The 18,710-nt window shown below is 57.0% G+C and carries 15 protein-coding genes, 1 tRNA gene and 1 pseudogene; 10 read left to right on the forward strand and 7 right to left on the reverse strand.

The window, feature by feature from the left end; all coding sequences use genetic code 11:
- On the reverse strand, positions 1–160 hold a 160-nt coding region (locus TRM7615_RS18055; protein ID WP_133241813.1), incomplete at its 3' end, for a transposase.
- Between the two features lie 331 nt (positions 161–491).
- Between TRM7615_RS18055 and TRM7615_RS18060 the strand changes: the two genes are divergently transcribed.
- The 8 genes and pseudogenes from TRM7615_RS18060 (at position 492) to TRM7615_RS18095 (ending at position 10,027) form a co-directional block, all read left to right on the forward strand.
- The gene (locus tag TRM7615_RS18060) at positions 492–1,424 is read left to right on the forward strand and encodes a LysR family transcriptional regulator (RefSeq protein WP_235824135.1); all 933 of its coding nucleotides are present in this window, start codon (positions 492–494) and stop codon (positions 1,422–1,424) included.
- Between the two features lie 84 nt (positions 1,425–1,508).
- Positions 1,509–3,596 carry a hydantoinase/oxoprolinase family protein gene (locus TRM7615_RS18065; RefSeq protein WP_108790130.1) on the forward strand — a complete coding sequence of 696 codons (2,088 nt, stop codon included), beginning with the start codon at positions 1,509–1,511 and terminating at the stop codon, positions 3,594–3,596.
- Positions 3,593–5,302, forward strand: coding sequence for a hydantoinase B/oxoprolinase family protein (locus TRM7615_RS18070; protein ID WP_108790133.1), 1,710 nt, complete (start codon positions 3,593–3,595; stop codon positions 5,300–5,302). The genes TRM7615_RS18065 and TRM7615_RS18070 overlap by 4 nt, the downstream gene beginning before the upstream one ends.
- Positions 5,299–6,510 carry an NAD(P)/FAD-dependent oxidoreductase gene (locus tag TRM7615_RS18075; RefSeq protein WP_108790136.1) on the forward strand — a complete coding sequence of 404 codons (1,212 nt, stop codon included), beginning with the start codon at positions 5,299–5,301 and terminating at the stop codon, positions 6,508–6,510. Before TRM7615_RS18070 ends, TRM7615_RS18075 begins: the two co-directional genes overlap by 4 nt.
- Positions 6,510–7,283, forward strand: a complete 774-nt coding sequence (locus tag TRM7615_RS18080; protein ID WP_108790139.1) for an HpcH/HpaI aldolase family protein — start codon at positions 6,510–6,512, stop codon at positions 7,281–7,283. Before TRM7615_RS18075 ends, TRM7615_RS18080 begins: the two co-directional genes overlap by 1 nt.
- Positions 7,280–8,494, forward strand: a complete 1,215-nt coding sequence (locus TRM7615_RS18085) for a pyridoxal phosphate-dependent aminotransferase (protein WP_108790143.1) — start codon at positions 7,280–7,282, stop codon at positions 8,492–8,494. The genes TRM7615_RS18080 and TRM7615_RS18085 overlap by 4 nt, the downstream gene beginning before the upstream one ends.
- On the forward strand, positions 8,491–9,330 hold the full coding sequence (locus TRM7615_RS18090; RefSeq protein WP_108790146.1) for an NAD-dependent epimerase/dehydratase family protein: 840 nt from the start codon (positions 8,491–8,493) through the stop codon (positions 9,328–9,330). Before TRM7615_RS18085 ends, TRM7615_RS18090 begins: the two co-directional genes overlap by 4 nt.
- A 4-nt stretch (positions 9,331–9,334) precedes the next feature.
- Positions 9,335–10,027, forward strand: a pseudogene (locus TRM7615_RS18095) (SDR family oxidoreductase).
- Between the two features lie 585 nt (positions 10,028–10,612).
- On the opposite strand, the gene TRM7615_RS18100 reads toward TRM7615_RS18095, so the two are convergent.
- From TRM7615_RS18100 to TRM7615_RS18110, 3 genes are all read right to left on the reverse strand, one after another.
- The gene (locus TRM7615_RS18100) at positions 10,613–11,314 is read right to left on the reverse strand and encodes a SphA family protein (protein ID WP_108790149.1); all 702 of its coding nucleotides are present in this window, start codon (positions 11,312–11,314) and stop codon (positions 10,613–10,615) included.
- 288 nt (positions 11,315–11,602) lie between these two features.
- Positions 11,603–13,393 (reverse strand): DUF3604 domain-containing protein, encoded by a 1,791-nt coding sequence (locus tag TRM7615_RS18105; RefSeq protein WP_108790152.1) that lies wholly within the window; start codon positions 13,391–13,393, stop codon positions 11,603–11,605.
- Positions 13,394–13,397: 4 nt separating this feature from the next.
- Positions 13,398–15,233, reverse strand: coding sequence for a DUF3604 domain-containing protein (locus TRM7615_RS18110; RefSeq protein WP_108790155.1), 1,836 nt, complete (start codon positions 15,231–15,233; stop codon positions 13,398–13,400).
- A gap of 977 nt (positions 15,234–16,210) precedes the next feature.
- On the opposite strand from TRM7615_RS18110, the gene TRM7615_RS18120 reads away from it, so the two are divergent.
- Positions 16,211–16,537, forward strand: a complete 327-nt coding sequence (locus tag TRM7615_RS18120) for a hypothetical protein (RefSeq protein ID WP_108790162.1) — start codon at positions 16,211–16,213, stop codon at positions 16,535–16,537.
- A gap of 131 nt (positions 16,538–16,668) precedes the next feature.
- On the forward strand, positions 16,669–17,016 hold the full coding sequence (locus tag TRM7615_RS18125) for a hypothetical protein (RefSeq protein WP_108790165.1): 348 nt from the start codon (positions 16,669–16,671) through the stop codon (positions 17,014–17,016).
- Between the two features lie 200 nt (positions 17,017–17,216).
- Here the strand turns inward: TRM7615_RS18125 and TRM7615_RS18130 are convergent.
- The 3 genes from TRM7615_RS18130 to TRM7615_RS18140 all read right to left on the reverse strand — a co-directional run bounded on the left by TRM7615_RS18130 (position 17,217) and on the right by TRM7615_RS18140 (position 18,675).
- Positions 17,217–17,292 (reverse strand) — tRNA-Thr (locus TRM7615_RS18130).
- A 229-nt stretch (positions 17,293–17,521) separates the two neighbouring features.
- Entirely contained in the window at positions 17,522–18,157 is a 636-nt protein-coding gene (locus tag TRM7615_RS18135) for a ChrR family anti-sigma-E factor (RefSeq protein WP_108790168.1), read from the reverse strand.
- Positions 18,154–18,675: a sigma-70 family RNA polymerase sigma factor gene (locus TRM7615_RS18140; protein ID WP_108790171.1), complete on the reverse strand. Its 522-nt coding sequence runs from the start codon at positions 18,673–18,675 to the stop codon at positions 18,154–18,156. Before TRM7615_RS18140 ends, TRM7615_RS18135 begins: the two co-directional genes overlap by 4 nt.
- Between the last annotated feature and the right edge of the window lie 35 nt (positions 18,676–18,710).

Raw genomic sequence — 18,710 nt, forward strand, 5'->3', positions numbered from 1 at the left:
ATTCCTTGGCTGCGTCCCGCCACCGTAACCCATTGCGGTTTATGAAGATAATCCCGCTCAGGACGCGTCGGTCGTCCACGCGAGGCTTCCCGTGGGACTTGGGGAAGAAGGGCTCCAGACGGGCCATATGCTCGTTGTTTAGCCAGAAAAGATCAGACATGTTCACCGCTCGTTTTGGGCGTGGTGAATCACGCAGCACAGTGAAAATCAATGGGGCCTGAGCCTAGATGGCGCATACAAGGGCTCAAGAGTAGTTCCGGCTTTACCGGCCACTCGAACAAAACCTGTCTAACGGCAGCTTCCAGCCCGAAGCTGACATTGACGTCCGCCACACACAAAGGACCGCGATGCGGATAAACTAGACTTTGCCCTCGGAGAAACTAAGGTCTGCTCAACACTCCTTTCGGACGAAGTCATGTGATTAAAAAGTGGTGTCTTCTCGATTGAAGTTGCTGAAAAATCGGTGCCGTGCATGATCATGAAAACTGATCATGAGATTGAAGATGATAAAAAGCCGGATCACACTCAAGCAGCTCGAAGCCTTCTCATTTGTTGTGGACATGGGAACCTTTAGAGCAGCAGCCGCTGCCCTTGGCACAACTCAACCCAACATCTCATCGCGGATATCTGCATTAGAAGCCGCCTTAGATGTCACGCTTCTTTATCGCGACGCCGGTTCCGTACGTCTGACCACCAAAGGCAAAGATCTTCTTGAGCGGACGCGGGACGTGCTTAGGGCGGGAGAGGCGTTGCTGGAAGCGGCGGGTCGGCAGGAGCTTATCGAAGAACGTTTACGGCTTGGTGTGACAGAACTGGTCGCCTGTACTTGGCTTCAACCCTTCCTCCGTCAGCTGCGGCGAGAATATCCCAACCTTCGGGTTGAACTTCAGGTCGACTTGTCTCGCCAAATCGAAGAGCGCCTTCGAGAAGGGCAGCTTGACCTTGCCCTTCAGAATGCCCCGTTTGTTTCGCGGACGTCGGGCGAAAGAATGCTTTCCAGCGAAACATATGTCTGGGTGGCGAATGAAGAAGTCGTAGATGGCCTTGCGGAGGGAGCCTCGGTCGGGCGTTTCTTTGACCGCGCTGTCTTGACCCATGCGCGCCACACGGCCGCGGGGAATGCCTTGCATGAATTGGCGAGAGAGCGTGGGTACGATGCTGGCAAGATCGTCCATTCCAGCGCGTTGTCAGCGTGTCTGCCGATGGTCAGTGAGGGGATGGGTGTGGCGCTTCTTCCAAGGTCGCTTGTGCAAGGCGAGTTGGACGCAGGCCGGTTGAAATCGCCCATTTCGGATTGGACTGCGCCGCCTTTGACATTTTTCGCGCGCTTCAACTCAAATCGGGCGCCGCGGTTTGTCGAAAAGGCGAGTGACATTGCGGCTACTATTCGGCCGAGTGCAACGGAGGATAAATTAAATCTATAGGGTGTAGAAAATCAATTGATTTGAATTCTAATCTGCCATGGTCCCATATCGACATACTGATCTTGTGCGCATGTGGAGAGACAGATGAAGGCAGAACCTATTCGAGTGGGCGTCGATATTGGCGGCACATTCACAGATGTCGTTCTGGAAAAGGTCGGCGAACAGCATTCGGTGAAAGTCCTGACGACCTATGCGGCTCCCGAAAACGCGATCATCGACGGAATACATCAGGTCTGCGCTAAGGCGGGCGTAGAGCCTTCGCAGATCGAACAGATCATTCATGGGACCACATTGGCCACCAACGCGCTGATTGAGCGACGCGGTGCCAAAACGGCGTTGATCACGACGGAAGGCTTCCGCGATGTGATCGAGATGCGTACCGAAAGCCGGTTTGAGCAGTATGATCTGAACCTCAGTCTTCCTGATCCGCTGTTGCCGCGTCAGATGCGATTCACCGTCCCCGGACGCGTGAATGCCAAAGGAGAAATCCTGGTAGAGCTTGAGCGTGCAGATGTCGAAGCCGTTGTGGATCGCATTGCAGAAGCCGGCTTCGAAAGCGTCGCGGTTGGCTTGATCCACTCTTACCTCAACCCCAAGCATGAGCAGTTGGTGCGTGAGGTTTTGGCAGAGAGGCTGCCCGACGTGTCGGTGTCCATCTCGTCCGAGGTATCGCCGCAGATGCGTGAATACGAACGTTTCAACACTGTCGTGGCCAACGCGTATATCAAACCGCTGATGGCCTCCTACCTTGGACGGCTGGAGGATCGGCTGCGCGGCGAAGGTGTCGCCTGTCGCATTTTCCTGATGCATTCTGGTGGTGGGATCATCTCGATCCAGAATGCGGCCGATTTTCCGGTGCGACTGGTAGAAAGTGGGCCGGCGGGTGGTGCGGTCTTCGCGGCCCACATAGCGGCCCGTTATGGCCTGGACAAAGTGCTGTCGTTCGACATGGGCGGGACCACGGCGAAGATCTGTCTCATCAAAAATCAGACGCCAAAAACCAGTCGTGTCTTTGAGGTCGCGCGCACCTACCGGTTCAAGAAGGGGTCAGGTATGCCGATTTCGATTCCGGTGATCGACATGGTGGAGATTGGCGCGGGCGGCGGCAGCATCGCCCATTTGGACGGCATGCGGCAAATCCGTGTGGGCCCCGAAAGTGCCGGATCCGAGCCGGGGCCTGCCTGCTACGGGCGCGGAGGTGAACGCCCAGGTGTGACGGATGCAGACCTTGTTCTTGGCAAACTGGACCCGGATAACTTCGCTGGAGGCTCGATCACCCTTCATCCGGATCAATCAAAACAAGCGTTGAGCGCGTACGTCGGAGACACTCTGGACATGGACGCGGTCGAGGCGGCCTTTGGCGTGGCCGAAGTAGTCGATGAAAACATGGCCAATGCGGCGCGTGTCCATGCAGTCGAGAATGGCGAAGACCTGAGCGATTATACTATGATCGCCTTTGGGGGGGCCGCCCCTTTACATGCTGGGCGTCTTTGCGAAAAACTCGGGGTTGAGCGGCTGCTTGTACCGCCCGGCGCGGGTGTCGGCTCTGCCATTGGATTCCTGCGCGCGCCCTTCAGCTTTGAGGCCAATCGTTCAGTCTACATGAAGCTGAGCGATTTCGATGCGGACAGAATCAAGGGCCTCCTGATCGATCTCAAGGCTGAAGCGACAGGCTTCGTGCGCACCTGCGATGAAGTCAGCCCGATCCTTTCAGAATTCAAGGTCTACATGCGCTACACCGGTCAGGGTTGGGAAATCCCGGTTGACCTCACCGAAGAGCAGGTGATGAATCCGGACGCGGCTACATTTGAAGCGCGGTTCGAAGAGGATTACACCAAGCTTTTCGGTCGTCCCGTCGCAGGCATGGATATCGAGATTACCGTCTGGTCGGTGAACGCCACGACACCGCCCGAAGTCGTCGGGCGCATTGAAACGACAGACGGCAGCACGCCTGTCGCTCTAAACGGTACGAGGCAGCTCTTTGATGCGGCGTCCAGCAAACACCTCGATGCCCATGTCATTGACAGAAGTCTCATGGAGGCAGGCCAGCGCGCACATGGACCAGCCGCCGTGACCGAAGCTGAGACGACCATTATCGTGCCCGCCAGTCGGGATGCCATCTGCCAACCGGACGGTTGTATCGACATCGTGGCGAAGGGACCTGTCCAATGACCCAAGAACACTCGAAAGTCGCCTATCAGGTTATGTGGAACCGCCTGATTTCTGTCGTAGAAGAACAAGCACAGGCGCTGGTGCGCACGGCCTTCTCGACTTCAGTGCGCGAAGCCGGGGACTTGTCGGCAGGCGTTTATGACACCCATGGCAACATGCTGGCGCAGGCGGTCACGGGCACCCCGGGCCATGTCAACGCAATGGCCGATGCGGTTGCGCATTTCATCCGTCGGGTTGGGCGACAGAACATGTTTGAGGGCGATGTCTACATCACCAATGATCCGTGGGAAGGCACAGGCCACCTGCATGACATCACGATGGTCACGCCCTCGTTCCACAATGGCACTTTGGTCGGCTTCTTTGCTTGCACGGCGCATATTGTGGATATCGGGGGGCGTGGCTTCGGGGCGGACGCGCAGAGCGTTTATGAGGAAGGGCTCTACATACCGATCATGAAGTTCGCAGATCGTGGTGAGGTCGACGAAACTCTGGTGCGGATCATACGCGGAAACGTGCGCGAACCGGATCAGTTGATCGGTGACATCTATGCTCTTGCCACATCCAACGAGATTGGCCACCGACGCCTGATCGACATGATGGAAGAGTTCGCCCTTGACCATCTGGACGGCATCGCAAATTTCATCCTCGAAAACTCGCGCCGCGCAACAGTTGAGGCGATTGCAGCTCTGCCACAGACCTCTGCCACCGGCGAGATGACGATGGACGGCTTTGATGTGCCTATCACGCTGAAGGTGAAGATCAGCGTCGAAGGAGACCGTATCGTCACCGACTTCACTGGAACCTCTGGTCTCGACAAAAAGGGCATCAACTGCCCGCTCGTCTACACCAAGGCCTATGCCTGCTATGCGCTCAAAGTGGCGATTGCGCCAGAAATTCCAAATAACGCTGCCTCGCTCGCACCATTTGAAATCACAGCGCCCAAAAACTCCATCGTCAACGCGCTGCACCCCGCTCCGGTCGCTCTGCGTCACATCGTGGGGCATTTTGTGCCGGACGCGGTCTACGACGCCTTTGACAAGATCGTTCCCGGTTTGGTGCCTGCCGAAGGCGCGGGATGTCTGTGCAACTTCCAGGTCAGCCTGCGCCCGCGCAGCGATGCACCTGTGCCAGCTGATGCGCGTCGGTCCGAGGTTTTGACCTTCAACTCGGGTGGCTCTGGTGCACGGCCCGAACACGACGGCATGAACGCGACAGCCTTCCCATCGGGCGTGATGACGATGCCCATCGAGGCCACGGAACACGCAGGTCCCGTCATCATCTGGCGCAAGGAATTGCGCCCCGACAGCGGCGGCGCAGGTAAGACGCGCGGCGGTTTGGGGCAGTACATGGAAGTCGGCGCGCAGGAAGGCCACGAGTTTGACATCCAAGCCATGTTTGACCGCAGCCAGCACCCCGCTCGGGGCCGCCGAGGCGGCCAGAACGGCGCACCAACGACCATCGCTCAGGACGATGGATCGGCCATGCGGGTCAAGGGCAAGCAGTTCGTCCCACACGGGCGTAAGGTGGTGATGGCCTTTCCGGGAGGCGCTGGCTACGGCGATCCATTGGGCCGCCCAAAAGAGCTTGTGAAACGCGATCTGGCGCGGGGATATATTTCTGAAGAAACGGCTCGGACAGACTATGGTCTGTTAGAGGAGGACATCGCGGCGGTGCAATTAGCTGTCGCAAGGGGGGAACAGATATGAGCAACCAAAGTCCATCAAAGCAAAGTTATGACGTGATCATCATCGGAGGCGCCATCATGGGTGCTTCGACCGCGTGGTTCTTGTCGGACAACAAAGACTTCAACGGCTCGGTCCTTGTCGTCGAACGGGACATGACCTTTGAAAACTGCTCCACTACGCACACTAACTCCTGCATGCGACAACAATTCTCAGCCGAGTTGAACGTCCGTATCAGCCAGTTCGCTGCCGACTTCGTAAAGAATATCCGCAGCTATATGGGCGGCGATGAACGCATACCGGAACTCAGCATCCGCTCTTTCGGTTACATGTACTTTGCGGACAACGACGGCTTTGCCGATGTGCTGCGTGAAAGTCAGCAGGTGCAACTGGCTGCCGGTGCTGCCACTCAGCTTATGACGCCCGAAGAGATCAAGGCCGCTTATCCCTTTTACAATGTTGATGACATCATGCTGGGGTCTATCAACCTGGTGGACGAAGGGTATTGGGACGGGGGCGCCGTAAATGACTGGTGGCGACGCCAAAGCCGCGAGCGTGGTGTCGAATGGGTCCAGAACGAAGTAGTGGCGATCACCCGCAACGCCGCCGGAACACAGGTCGAAAGCGTCACTCTTGCCTCAGGCGAGGTGGTCGCCTGCGGTCAGGTCGTCAATGCCTCGGGTCCCCGTGCTGCGCGCACCGCCCAGATGGCGGGCATCGACGTGCCGGTCGAGCCGCGCAAGCGCTATTCTTGGATTTTCAAAGCCGAACAGCCACTTGATCAGGACCTGCCGTTGACGATTGACCCGTCAGGTGTGCACGTCCGCGAAAACGGCGGCGGGACATATCAGTGTGGCGGGCATTCCGACTATGACCCGGCTGTGGAATTTGACGACTACGCGATGGATCACTCGATGTGGGAAAGCCACGTTTGGCCCATCCTTGCGACCCGTATCCCGCAATTCGAGGCGATCAAAGTGCAATCCGAATGGGGCGGACACTACGCAATGAACACCTTTGATCACAACGCGATCATGGGACCGCACACAGAGCTTTCGAACTTCATCTTTCTCAATGGTTTCTCCGGTCACGGGCTTCAGCAGTCGCCCGCGATGGGGCGCGGGACTGCCGAATGGCTGACCTATGGCGAATACCGCGCTCTTGATCTGTCACCGTTCCATTTCGAGCGGATTCCGGCAAATAGGCCGATCATCGAGAAAGCCATTATCTGATGAACCTACCAGCCAATTCCTTCACCCGCGCCATTGCGGCGGGAGAGAAACAAGTCGGCCTTTGGATCAGCCTGTGCAGCAACTTCGCCGCAGAGGTGGTATCAACCGCTGGATACGACTGGGCGCTGATCGACATGGAACACAGCGCCAACGATTACTTTAGCGTGCTGGGTCAGCTTCAGGCCTTTGCGGGGTCCCCGACCACGGCCCTCGTGCGTGTGGAATGGAACGACGCAGTCGCCGCCAAGCGGCTGTTGGATCTGGGTGCGCCGGGCCTTTTGTTTCCGATGATCCAATCAGTTCAAGAGGCCGAACAAGCGGTTGCCGCAACACGCTACCCGCCTCGCGGCATTCGCGGAGTGTCTGGTGTGACGCGGGCAACAGCCTTTGGGCGCGTTTCCGACTATGTGGCGCGGGTTGAGGAAGAAACCGCCGTTCTCTTGCAACTGGAAACTCGCGCTGCCGTAGAACAAGCCGAAGCGATTGGCGCGGTTGATGGTGTCAGTGGCATCTTCTTTGGACCCGCAGACATTGCCGCCGATATTGGCAAACTCGGAAAACCGATGGACCCGGATGTTTGGGCCTTGATCAAACCTGCAGCGCAAAAGCTGATTGCCAAAGGTATGCCGGTCGGCACCTTGGTCACGAACCCCGCTTTTGCGGCTGACCTTTTGAACGAAGGCTTCACCTTTGTGGCCATTGCGACAGACACGGGGCTTCTGGCGCGGGCCGCCGATGCGGCCTTGGCGAAAACAAAAGGCGCGTTGCGATGAGCTTTGCCGCGTCGCGATTGGCACCGGTCAAGCCGTCCGCTTCCGCCTGGGTCAGCCAGGCTGCGAAAGAGGCCAAGGCGCGCGGTGAAGATGTGATTGATCTTGGTCTTGGCGAGCCGGATTTCGACACGCCCGACCATATCAAAGAGGCCGCACATCAGGCAGCTCTCAGAGGCGAGACAAAGTATCCGCCCACGAATGGCACGCTCGTGATGCGGCAGGCCGTCGTGGACAAACTCAAACGCGAAAACGCTCTGGACTACGCGTTAAACGAAGTAATCGTGTCGAACGGGGCCAAACAGGTGCTGTTCAATGCCTTCATGGCCACGCTGGAGCCGGGCGACGAAGTGCTGCTCTGCGCGCCCTATTTCGGTCAGTACAAGGACATCGTGGTCATCCTCGGCGGTGTACCGGTGCCGCTGGAATGTCCGGCTGAGGCTGGCTTTCTCCTGACGCCCGACCAATTGCGTGACGCCATCACACCCAAGACCCGTTGGCTGCTCTTGAACCAGCCGTCGAACCCGTCGGGCGCGGTTTATTCAGATGCCCAGATTGCGGCACTAGGCGATGTGTTGGCCGATTATGAACGCGTGCTGGTCCTGTCAGATGAGATCTATGAACACATACTGTTTGATGGGCGTGTGTTCAGATCGTTTGCGGCGCTTTGCCCGGATCTGAAAGACCGTACCTTGACGGTCAACGGCGTGTCCAAAGCTTATGCCATGACGGGTTGGCGCATCGGCTATGGTGCTGGGCACAGAGATCTGATCACGGCGATGACCAAGGTGCAAAGCCAAATTTCGTCAGGAGCGTGTTCCATTGCCCAAGCTGCTGCCGCGGTCGCATTGAACGGGCCGCAAGATGATGTCCGCGCCTTTTGCCAGGCGTTCGAGGCGCGCCGTGATCTTGTGGTCGCGCGTGTGGCACAGATTCCGGGCTTGACGCTCGACGCACCCGGCGGCGCGTTTTACGGCCTGATCGGCTGCGCTGGTCTGATCGGGGCCAAAACCCCTCAGGGCGAGACGCTTGCAAACGATACAGATGTTACAGCGTATCTTCTTAAAGCTGCTGGTGTCGCCGCCGTTCCCGGCAACGCCTATGACCTTTCGCCGTTTTTCCGAATTTCAACAGCTGCCTCGGAAGAGGTGTTGGGCACTGCGATGGATCGCATCTCCCGCGCTGTTGCCGACCTAAAAGGACCCAATCAATGAAAAAGCTAGTCCTCACCGGCGCTGCTGGCCGCCTTGGCTCGTACTTGCGGGAACCGTTGTCACAACTTTGCGATGAATTCGTCTCGTCGGACATTGCCGACAACGTTTCCAACCTCGCGCAGAATGAAACCTACGTTAAGGCGGACATCACCGACCTTGATGCCATGACGACGCTTCTGGAAGGGGCGGATATGGTGGTGCATTTCGGGGCTGTGGGCGATGAAGCGCCCATGGACGTGCTATGGGGGCCGAACTTCTACGGAGCCTATACCGTGTGGGAGGCCGCCTATCGCAACAAGCTGCGCCGGGTTGTCTATGCCTCGTCCATCCACGCGGTTGGCATGCACAAGAAGACGGATTTCATTGGCATTGATGCCCCACACAAACCCGACACCTTCTACGGGCTTGCCAAGTGCTTTGCCGAAGACCTCGCCTCTCTCTACTGGGATAAACGTGGGTTGGAATCCGTCTGCATGCGCATCCTGTCTTGCGCGCAGCCGACCAATTCACGCGCTGTGGGGACCTGGCTCAGCTATGACGACCTGATCCACATGGTCGAACGCGCGATCAACACGCCCATCACAGGCTTCAGCGTGGTTTACGGCGTATCAAACAACGACCGAGCGCCAGTCGATAACGCCAAGGCACAGCACCTCGGCTACCGTCCCAAGGACAACGGCGAGCAATTCGCCGCAGAAATCTATTCCACAGATGGCCCGCTCGATCCTCACGATCCCGCCAACACACACCACGGTGGCCCATTTGCTGCCGTTGAGCTCGGCAATAGCGGCATGGCCCATCTAAACCTCGACACGGACGATACCGGAAAGCACTAAGCACATAGAAAAAGTTGCTCTGATCAAAGCAGGCGGCCCCGGCGTGGGTGCAGACAGCGCGCGCGCCTTAGCCGCAGATGGCTTCAAAGCCGGAATTCTGTCGTCTTCCGGAAAAGCCGAAGCGCTTGCCAAAGAACTTGGCGTCACCGGCTCAAACAAGTCTGAAGCAGACCTGCAAAAGCTGGTCGATGCGGCGATGAAACACTGGGGCCGTATTGGTGTTTTGGTAAACTCTGCCGGTCACGGACCGCGCGCACCGGTCCTCGAACTCACCGATGAGGACTGACACGAGGGCATGGAAGTCTACTTTCTGAGCGCCGTGCGCCCATCGCGTCTCGTCACCCCGATCATGCAAAAACAGGGTGGCGGTGCGATCATCAATGTTTCGATCTTTGCCGCGTTTGAGCCGAACCTGGTGTTTCCAACCTCAGGCGTGATGCGCGCCGGGCTTGCTGCCTTCACAAAACTCTTTGCCGACAAATACGCAGCCGAAAACATCCGCATGAACAACGTGCTGCCGGGGTTCATAGACAGCCTGCCAGAGAAAGAAGAATTCCGCTCGATGATCCCGATGGGTCGCTACGGAAACTCGTTTGCCGAAATCGCAAGTGTCGTCGCGTTTCTGGCTTCGGATGGCGGAGCCTACATCACTGGTCAGAATATCCGGACTGATGGGGGAATTACTCGGTCGGTTTAGGTCCAACGATAACGAGGCTGAGAGCACCGCTGGTCGTCGGCCCGATTAGGGCTTGTCATCGACGATGTCGGCTTTCCGTGCTTGGTTGTCATTTATGCATCTTGCAGCATCGGTGATTTCGGGCTCAAAGTAGTCGTTCGCCGCCTCATGCGTGGGTGGCGGCTGGCAGCCCAAAGCGGACATGAGTGGTCAACAATAGTTTCGAATACCCACCATGCAGGAAGGGCGGACACCGGACCTTAGCTGCGACCGCGAGGTACTCAGGCCCCCTCAAACGAAGCAGACATGCCAAAGTGCATATCTCAGTTCAATTCTGCGCTGCCGCACGGTGGCTCTGAGCACATACCGGACATGACCCGTATCCGTTGCTCGTGGATGCAGCAATACAGCCAATCGGGCCATCAGACGTTCCGCTGTAAGAAAAGCGGCTGTTCATGCAAAACGCGGCTAGCTTTCCGATGCCGATGACCGGGTTATGGATCAGGAGGGCCAAGTTGACATTTGGACCTATCAATCGTGCGGCCGCTATCTGTAGTCAGGGATCACTGCGTCTAAGGCAAGAACTTGACCCGCATTCTTGTTTGGTCAGAACGTCAAAGACATATTGAACCACAAGGTATCGCTTTCGAACCGGCGCTTTGCTCCGAACTCGGTGAAGTATTTTAGTTGAAAGCTGGCCTGTTGGCCAAACACGGAGGCGCTTGAATAGCTGATAATAGGACCTGCGCCGAATACTCTCGCTTTCAGGCTCGACGCGCCCAGAGCTGCTCGCGTGGCAGCCGCGCCGCTGCCAGAATCCTCACCGATTTGCTGGTAGGCATAGCCTACCGCTCCGATGGCCCAGCCCGAAGGCAAGTGCTGCATCACAGTTCCCTCGAGACTAAGCGCAGGTGCGTTCTGGTAGTCAGTGTCCTTGTTTCTGGTACTGAAGAGCAAGCTTGCAGCACCGGATAACTCAAGTCCGGTTTTAGGGTTCATGTGCGTGGCCGCAAGAACGGGTTGGAGAGACCAGATGTTCTTGCCGGTGTTTAGGGCATTGATCGTTCTGGCTGGAACATCGATGGACGCCGTTCTGTACGACCCTGTCGGAGCGAAGATGGATAAGCCTGCACTGTAGTGCAACATCCCGGAATGCCAGCCGATCATTGGCGTCACAGTTATGTCGCCGATACCCGATGTGCTGTCACTGATGGGCACGCCAACTAAGGGTGGCGTCACGCCGGTATAGGTAAGATTTGCGTCAAGCACCAGCGGTACGTTGACGTTAAGCGCTGGGGTTCCCCCCATAGTTCGGAGGCGAACACGTAAGTGTAACTGAGCTTGGCGAAGGTGAGGTCGAGGTCGGTATCGGCACGGATCGGAAGCCCACCCAGCGAGAGACCATCAACAGAACCGCTGGAGGTCACGATGTCGAGGCCAAGATAGGATCCTGGCCCTGGGACGATACCCGCGAAAGTTGTTCGGGAACCGAGAAGGTAAGCACCCAAACCGCCCTCAACAGCCCATGCGGCAGGGACATTTGCGCTCAATGCGGCCGTGAAAGCGATACAGTGACTTATTTTCATAGTCCTGTCCCTAATTGTTGTACCAGATCGGCGAACCCCAGGCACGTTCCTGTATCGTGGCCGGCACATCTTCCAGCAAGGGCAGCCCGTTTCGCACTGCGTCGTAAGTTGTCCAGCGCGGGGTCGGAATCTCCAGCACCCGGGCGTAGTAGAAGGCGTTCGACTGCGGATTGAAATCCGTGTCCGTCCAGCTGCCCATCAGCACTGGTGCGCCGATTTCATTGGTGAACAGTGCCGTTGACAGATCCACCGTGTCGCCAACGGCGGGCAGTTTGCCCGTGCTCGGGTCGATTTCGCGGTCGCCCGCCCAGACAACATCAATGATCTTCTCGTTGGCGTCGCCATATTCGTCGACCCAGCCCTTGATGATCTGTATCCGGTCTAGATTTGCCCCAAGGGCGTCCTTTTCAGCATAAACCGTGAAGGTCGGCGGCGCACCGGCCGACTCCATGGTGCCCCCCATATGGGTGCCAAGCAAATAGCCCTTTTGCACCATATCAATCGGATCTGTCGGCGGCGAAAGCTCCACGCCGCCGAACATTCGCACTTTGATGCGAGGTCCGGAAGTTGCAAAGGTTTCGCGCCGCTTCATCGCGTCCCAGATCCCGGCGCGGGTGTTTTCAGTGGCCCACACACCCGCAAGTGACCCGATAGACAAGTCCTTCCCGTCTATCCAGCCAGCCACGCTGCCAGAGCGGCGCCGTTCAACGCTACCGTCTTCTGGACCATGTGCACCGATGAAGCTGTCCTCGGCAACGGCCGACATCATCCCGTTGTGATTGTCAGTGCTGCCGATAAAGCCATATTTGAATGGGTTCAGCCCAAGCGCGAATGCATAACCGATACCGTCGATCAACCCGCCACGGACAAAATCGCGCTGTCGGAAAACGCGGCCTGAATTCTTCTGAATCGAATTCGCGTTTTCGAATCCCGCGAATTCGTCGGCAGCCCAGAACTTGCGGTGCACCTCGGAATTACCCTTAACCTGCATCATCTCGATTAGCGGTTCATAGGTTTGTCGGGTGCGCGCATATTCCAGATCCATCCGTTCGCCAAAACTGTCTATGTCGGGGAACATCCGTCCCTTGGAGGCGTTGGAATTGTGGGGAATTGCCAGGAGCCGACGTCCCTCGGCCTCCTGCTCTTTCATCCAGGCCCAGAGGTTTTCTTCCTCGTTGATGTCGATATAGCTCGGCACGCTCGCCGGTACGTTGTCGTCGCGAAACAGCACGTTGCGGTGCAAGTTGGCGCCATTGGGAGCGGCGGACCACTCGAACCCGATCAGCGCGGTGAAGGTCCCCGGATCATTGGCTTCCTGTGCGGCGTCGACGATCACCTGCCAGGCCGATTTGGATGTCTCTGGGCCAGCAAAGAAGGGCGGGTGTTGGGGGGTAGCGGAGCGGTTCGAAGAGACGACGTACTTGATGAACCAATTCTGTCGTTCCTCAAGGTCTGACAACTCGCGCAGCTGCACCAAATCATCGTTGTCGTGTCCAGGCGCGCCTTCGAACATCGTCGAATACATCTCACCCATGTATTCCGCGTGATCCGTCACAGCTGCGAAATCAAGCGGGCGCTTGTGCTGGGCAGTTGTGCCGTCAGGCAGCGTAACGCTTTCTCCGCGCGCATAGGCAAGACTGTCGGCCGGCATCAGCCGCGTACCGCCGATATACGCATCAAGTGAGAAGGCCGTGTGCAGGTGCGTTTCACCGAAATAGGCATCGCGCAGGGGGTTGGGCTCAGCAATCGCAAGACTGGTCGTACCAACCAACGCACTGGCTGCAAGCAGAAGTTTGAGCATCGGATTAATCCTTTTGAGGGGTATACCAAATCGGGGACGAATAGGCCCGTTCTTGCGAAATCATTTTCACGTCGTCGTCCATCTCGACATTGAATTTCACTGCATCATAAGCCGTCCAGCGTGGCGTCGGAATCTCGATCACGCGTGCATAGTAGAACGCGCCTTGGCTAGGATCCCAATCAGGATCTTCCCAAACTGCACCTAATTCTGATGCGCCAATGGTATTGGTCCATGCTGGGATCATCAGGTCGACCGTGTTTCCGACCGGTGGCAAATTGCCATCAGCATCTGGCACGCGATCATCTGACCAGGCAACGTCATAAATTTTCTCAAGCTGCTCTCCGGTCTCGTTGAGCCAGCCTTTTACGATCTGGATGCGGTCAAGATTTGCTCCCATCGGGTCACGCAGCGCGTAGACAAGAAATGAAGGGGCACCTTCACCAGCAGGCAGGTCAGCTCCCATTGTCACACCCTTGCTGTATCCTACGAGGGCCAAGTCGCGGCGCAGGGCATCGGCTGCCTCAAAGGACCGGCCCCCGAAAAAGCGTACCCGCATGCGCGGACCGGTTGTGGCATAGGTTTCACGACGTTTCATGCCGTCCCAGATGGCACCGCGGGTGTTGCTCTCAGCCCAGACCGCAGTTAGCCCTCCTGTAATGTATTGGTGCGACATGAGCGCGACCGACCCATTGGCAAAAGTCTTGGACACGTGCTCGGCCCGGTGAGAGCTTGGCTCATAAGCCGTGAACTTGCCAAAAAAATTGTCATTGTCAGGGGGAGTCAGACCGGTATGGGTGTCCGAGGCGCCCACAAGACCAAATTTGAACGCATTAACGCCAAGTTCCGCCTCCATGGACAGCCCGTGCTGGAGACCGGACCGTACGTATTCAGCCGGCAGCATCTCGTGGGTTTTTAACTCTGAGGCGTCGAGATTACCATAATCCCAGGTCTCGAAGTCAGCGAACTCATCGTCCGGCGAGAGCATGGGATGGGTCTCGCCGTCCCCCTTGATTTGTGTCGCCTCATAGAGCGGCTCCCATTTCTGGCGCGCTTCGGCATAGGCCGCGTCCAAAGGGGCCCCTTCGGCAAAGTCGTCTTTCTGCGAGAACATCCAGCCATTTGATAGATTTCCGTTGTGCGGAATGGCTAATACGTTTCCGCCGGTTTGCTCCTCATAATTTTCCATCCAGGCCCAAAGATCACGCGGGTTGGGCGAACCCACAGGTGGCGTTGTCGTATAGGGTACAATCTGCCTGGTACGCTCGGGACCGTCCCGGAAGATAACATTGCGGTGCAAGTTGTTACCTTTGACCAGCGAAGTCCATTCGTAGGCGATAAAAGTGGTGAAGTGGCCGGGGTCATTGAACTCTTCGGCTGCCGCAATGATGTCGTCCCAAACCCGGGCATAGGCAGGATTGCCGGGCTGGTAATTGAGTGCCGGAGACACATTGCCCTGCGCAAAGGCCGCCACGAGTTCCTGAGCGGCTCGCATCGCGGTTTCTCCGCCAGCATTGAATTTTTCGTTAAAATAGCGTCCTTGTTCATCCGCCATGATATTAGGAGCGCCGCCAATTATGTCAGTTATCGCACCCATCGCATCGGAATGATCAGTGATCATGAAAAAGTCGAGCGGGCGCGCAAGCTTTACAGGCTGACCAGTATTCGATGTTACCTGATCACCACGGGCAAACCGATAGGCGTCGCGGGGCATGAGCCGAGTGCCTCCGCCGCCGGCGTCCCCCGAAAGGCCAGTATGTACATGAGTATCGCCGAAATAGACCTGCGTCGGGTAAGCGCGGTCAGCATAGGGTGAGTACGGCCTGCCCGTCTGGCCCGGCAAACCTTATGGGTTAATGGCGTCTTGAGCAATCGCTGTTGCTGGAAATAGAACGACCGCGGCAATCCAGTGTCTAAAATTCATTCAAACCTCCTCAAACATCGCCGTTCTAACTGAGCCCCTAAATACGGTTCGTTCGCAATCGAGAAAGCCGTATTCTCGATATAGGTATACTTGATCAAAGCTCCTTCCACAAAACAATGGGGCCACTTCTTACGCAGACAGTATACGCATTTTCGATCTGTGCTGCTTTTGTTCCAAGAAATTTGAAATAGCCAAGGCCCCAAGGTGCAGGCATGCTCACTCTTCTGCCTGGCGTTCGTGCTCCAGGCAGATTGGCAATGTCCGAGGGCCGCTTTGGGGGATCTGCGGCGGACCACCGCAATGGCTCGTGCGATGAAGCCATCGATTGTTGGCACATCTCGCGGCATCGGCATCTGGCAGCTTTGTCCCGCTGAACCGCTATTTGCCCCTTGGGGATGCTGCACTGACTATCAACGGCCGCTTTTGGAAAGCCGCGCCGCGGCAATGCTGAACGACTTCGAAGTCCGCTACCCTGCTGGTCTCACAGCAGAGACAGCATCACCTTCACGCCCTCCTAAGGTGACCCTTGAACCTGTCTTCAGGGACGTCATAACGGCTCCCGCTAACGAGGACAGTGAAGGCAATGAGGTGGACCCTCGACGCCCCCGAGGTGATTACCATGGTCTTCAAGCCCTTGGTCCTCTCCGTCCTGATGAAGTCGAGTTTGAATGTGATGGATATGGCAAGGCTCGGCCCATCACCGTCGATGCCTTCCATTGGGATGTCGATCTCTCGGTCCTTGATGATGGCGATGACTTCTCACCTTTCACCTCGTGGATAGAGGGGAAGAGGCTGGCAGCATAGATAACGATCGCAGAAGCCTAACCAACAAACACAACGAGAGACCCCTGCCGTTGAACCGGCGGCGGTCTTGGGATTTCCATAAAAGAAAAACCATGACAACCAAGACACAAGAACGAACCCAAGCCGCATGGACCCTGACCCGTCACTGTGCCTTCCTATCGGAGCCAGAAGTTGTGGCCGAAACTGGCGTAACACGAACAACCGTCAAGCGGATGCGGACACGTAGACGACAGATTGAAGAAGCTGGTCTGCCACTTCCGGCAACGAGGAAGGCAGCCCGCAACAATGTCTTGCCTTCGGACGATGAAGTCGACGTGATCGACCCTGCCGCATACGAACAGGCATGCCAGCGGCGGGACAATCCCAAGCCGTCTCTGCGCATCACCATCGCGAACCTGTTCACGCGCACCACCGCCTAGGCCGCCCACGGACTCACACAGCGCCGTTAGCAGGTCCGCCGGTGCCTCTCCACCCTCTGGAGACCGCAGGGGCCTGTTGGGCTACCTAGAGAGTCCCAGATGGTCATTCTGATACACAAGGAACATCAACTATGATCACATCACATAAACGACCGGATGAAGAAGCCCGCAAGGTGGGCGCTGACAAACGCATCCGGTTCACCCGTCACCTTCGCCAGGCAGGCTTTGGTGTGTTTGGCTACGTCACCTTCCAGGCCCAGATTGATGGCTGGAAGGTTGAGCAGTTTGAACGCACCGGCAATGTGAACCCTTCACCGTGGGTCAGCATGCGCGTCAGGCCCGAAGTAACAGCCACACTGGCCTTGCTGCAGAAGCAGCACTTGGAAGTGATCGGCAAAGAAATCTCACAATCCGAAGTCTTGTCTGCGCTTGTGGCGGCAGGAGCCAAAGCCGTTTCCTTGGCCCTAAGGCGCCGTTGAAAGACCTTCCTTCCCACGGCCTCTTGAACTTCTAGGGGAATCCTTCGGCGATATCTGAGAGACCCGTCCTTGAGGCGATCTACGTGCTTTAGTTTGGTCATGAGAGCCATATATGTGTCCGCCCTGTGTTACACAATGTGTTACAGGAATGACGTGGAAGGCCTTATTTCCTTAGCTTTCAGGTGCTTGCTAAGGTGAAATGGTGCCCCCACACGGACTCGAACCGCGGACCTACTGATTACAAATCAGTTGCTCTACCAGCTGAGCTATAGGGGCACTCTTGCTGATGCGGGGCGATTAGCACCATTTCGGGAGGGACTGCAAGGGTCAAAAATCAATCTCGGGATGCAATTTTACTGCGAAGGATACAGTGACTTGATTGGAAGCGCCCACGCAAACACAGGCGCGCACAGTGATAGAGCGAAAGTCTGCCAAAGGGGGGCTCGAAAACGGTGCGAGTGACAATCAGGCGTATCGAATACCCAACGGCAGCAGTGCAGTCAGGTCAAATGCGCAGGAACGGTTGCAACAACCTTGGAATCAAGGCGTTGAACTTCAAAGAGCCTTCGGTCGCGGCAAGACAGATGCAGGCCGGGCCCATCTCGGCGATTGGAGTGTGCTCGACACTGTCATCTGCGACCTCGACATCACCAACACCAAATCGGCCGCCTTCGTCCGCAAAGGCCCCTTGCAGAACCAGAGTCAGTTCCAAACCGTGGTGACCATGGTCGGGCACGGCCTGACCGCCGGGGATGTACAACAGTCGCACACTGCCAGCCTTATCTGCGTGCAGAACAGACTGACGCACGCCAGCTCCCATCTTCTGCCACTTTGGCGGCTGCCCCGACAAAGCTTCCATCACCGGGGCCGGGAACACGCCTGATGCGCGCCGCGGCGCGCGCGTGCTGCAGGGAGCATCCAGAGCCTCGAGCACATTGGCGCGCATGCTTCCAGACACACCAACCGAGCGGGTCTCTTCCAACACTGCGCCACCAGCGCATTCATGTGCGGCCAGTCTGGACCGGCATTCGTCGCACATCGACACATGGGCTGCGATCACCATGTCCATCGAATAATTCAACGACCCGGCCACATAGGCCTGCAACAGATGATCTGGGATATGATGAGCAATGCTCGTCATGACCTGTTCAATCCTTTCAATTCGTGGCGCAACCGTGTCAGCCCCAAGCGAATACGTGATTTGATGGTGCCCAAAGGCAAGCCCGTCTTTTCCTGTATGTCCTTGTGGCTGAGTTCGCCCAGGTATGCGTGTTCAATCATCTGTCGCTGATCCGGCGACAGGGTCTGCAACGCATCCCTCAGTTTACCCAATTCCTGCTCCAGCCCGACGATCTGCGAGGCGTCTTCATCCGTCTCCTCAGGTTGCCGCAACTCTTCTGGTACGGGGCGGCGTTCCTTTCGGATCACATCGATTTGACGATTTTTTGCGATTTGATAGACCCAACTGGACACGGCGGCCCGGTGCGGATCGAAAAGATGCGCCTTGCGCCACACCGACAGCATCGCGTCCTGAACGATATCTTCAGCCTGGGCATCAGACATGCCCGACTTCATCAGGTATCCCTTCAGCCTGGGCGCAAAGTGATCGAACAGCTGAAGATAGGCATCTTTGTCACGCTGATCCCTGACCGCAATCATCCATTGCGTCTCAAGCGAGTACTCTTTCGTTGGCT

Source organism: Falsiruegeria mediterranea M17 (assembly GCF_900302455.1).
GTDB classification, from domain to species: Bacteria; Pseudomonadota; Alphaproteobacteria; order Rhodobacterales; family Rhodobacteraceae; genus Falsiruegeria; species Falsiruegeria mediterranea.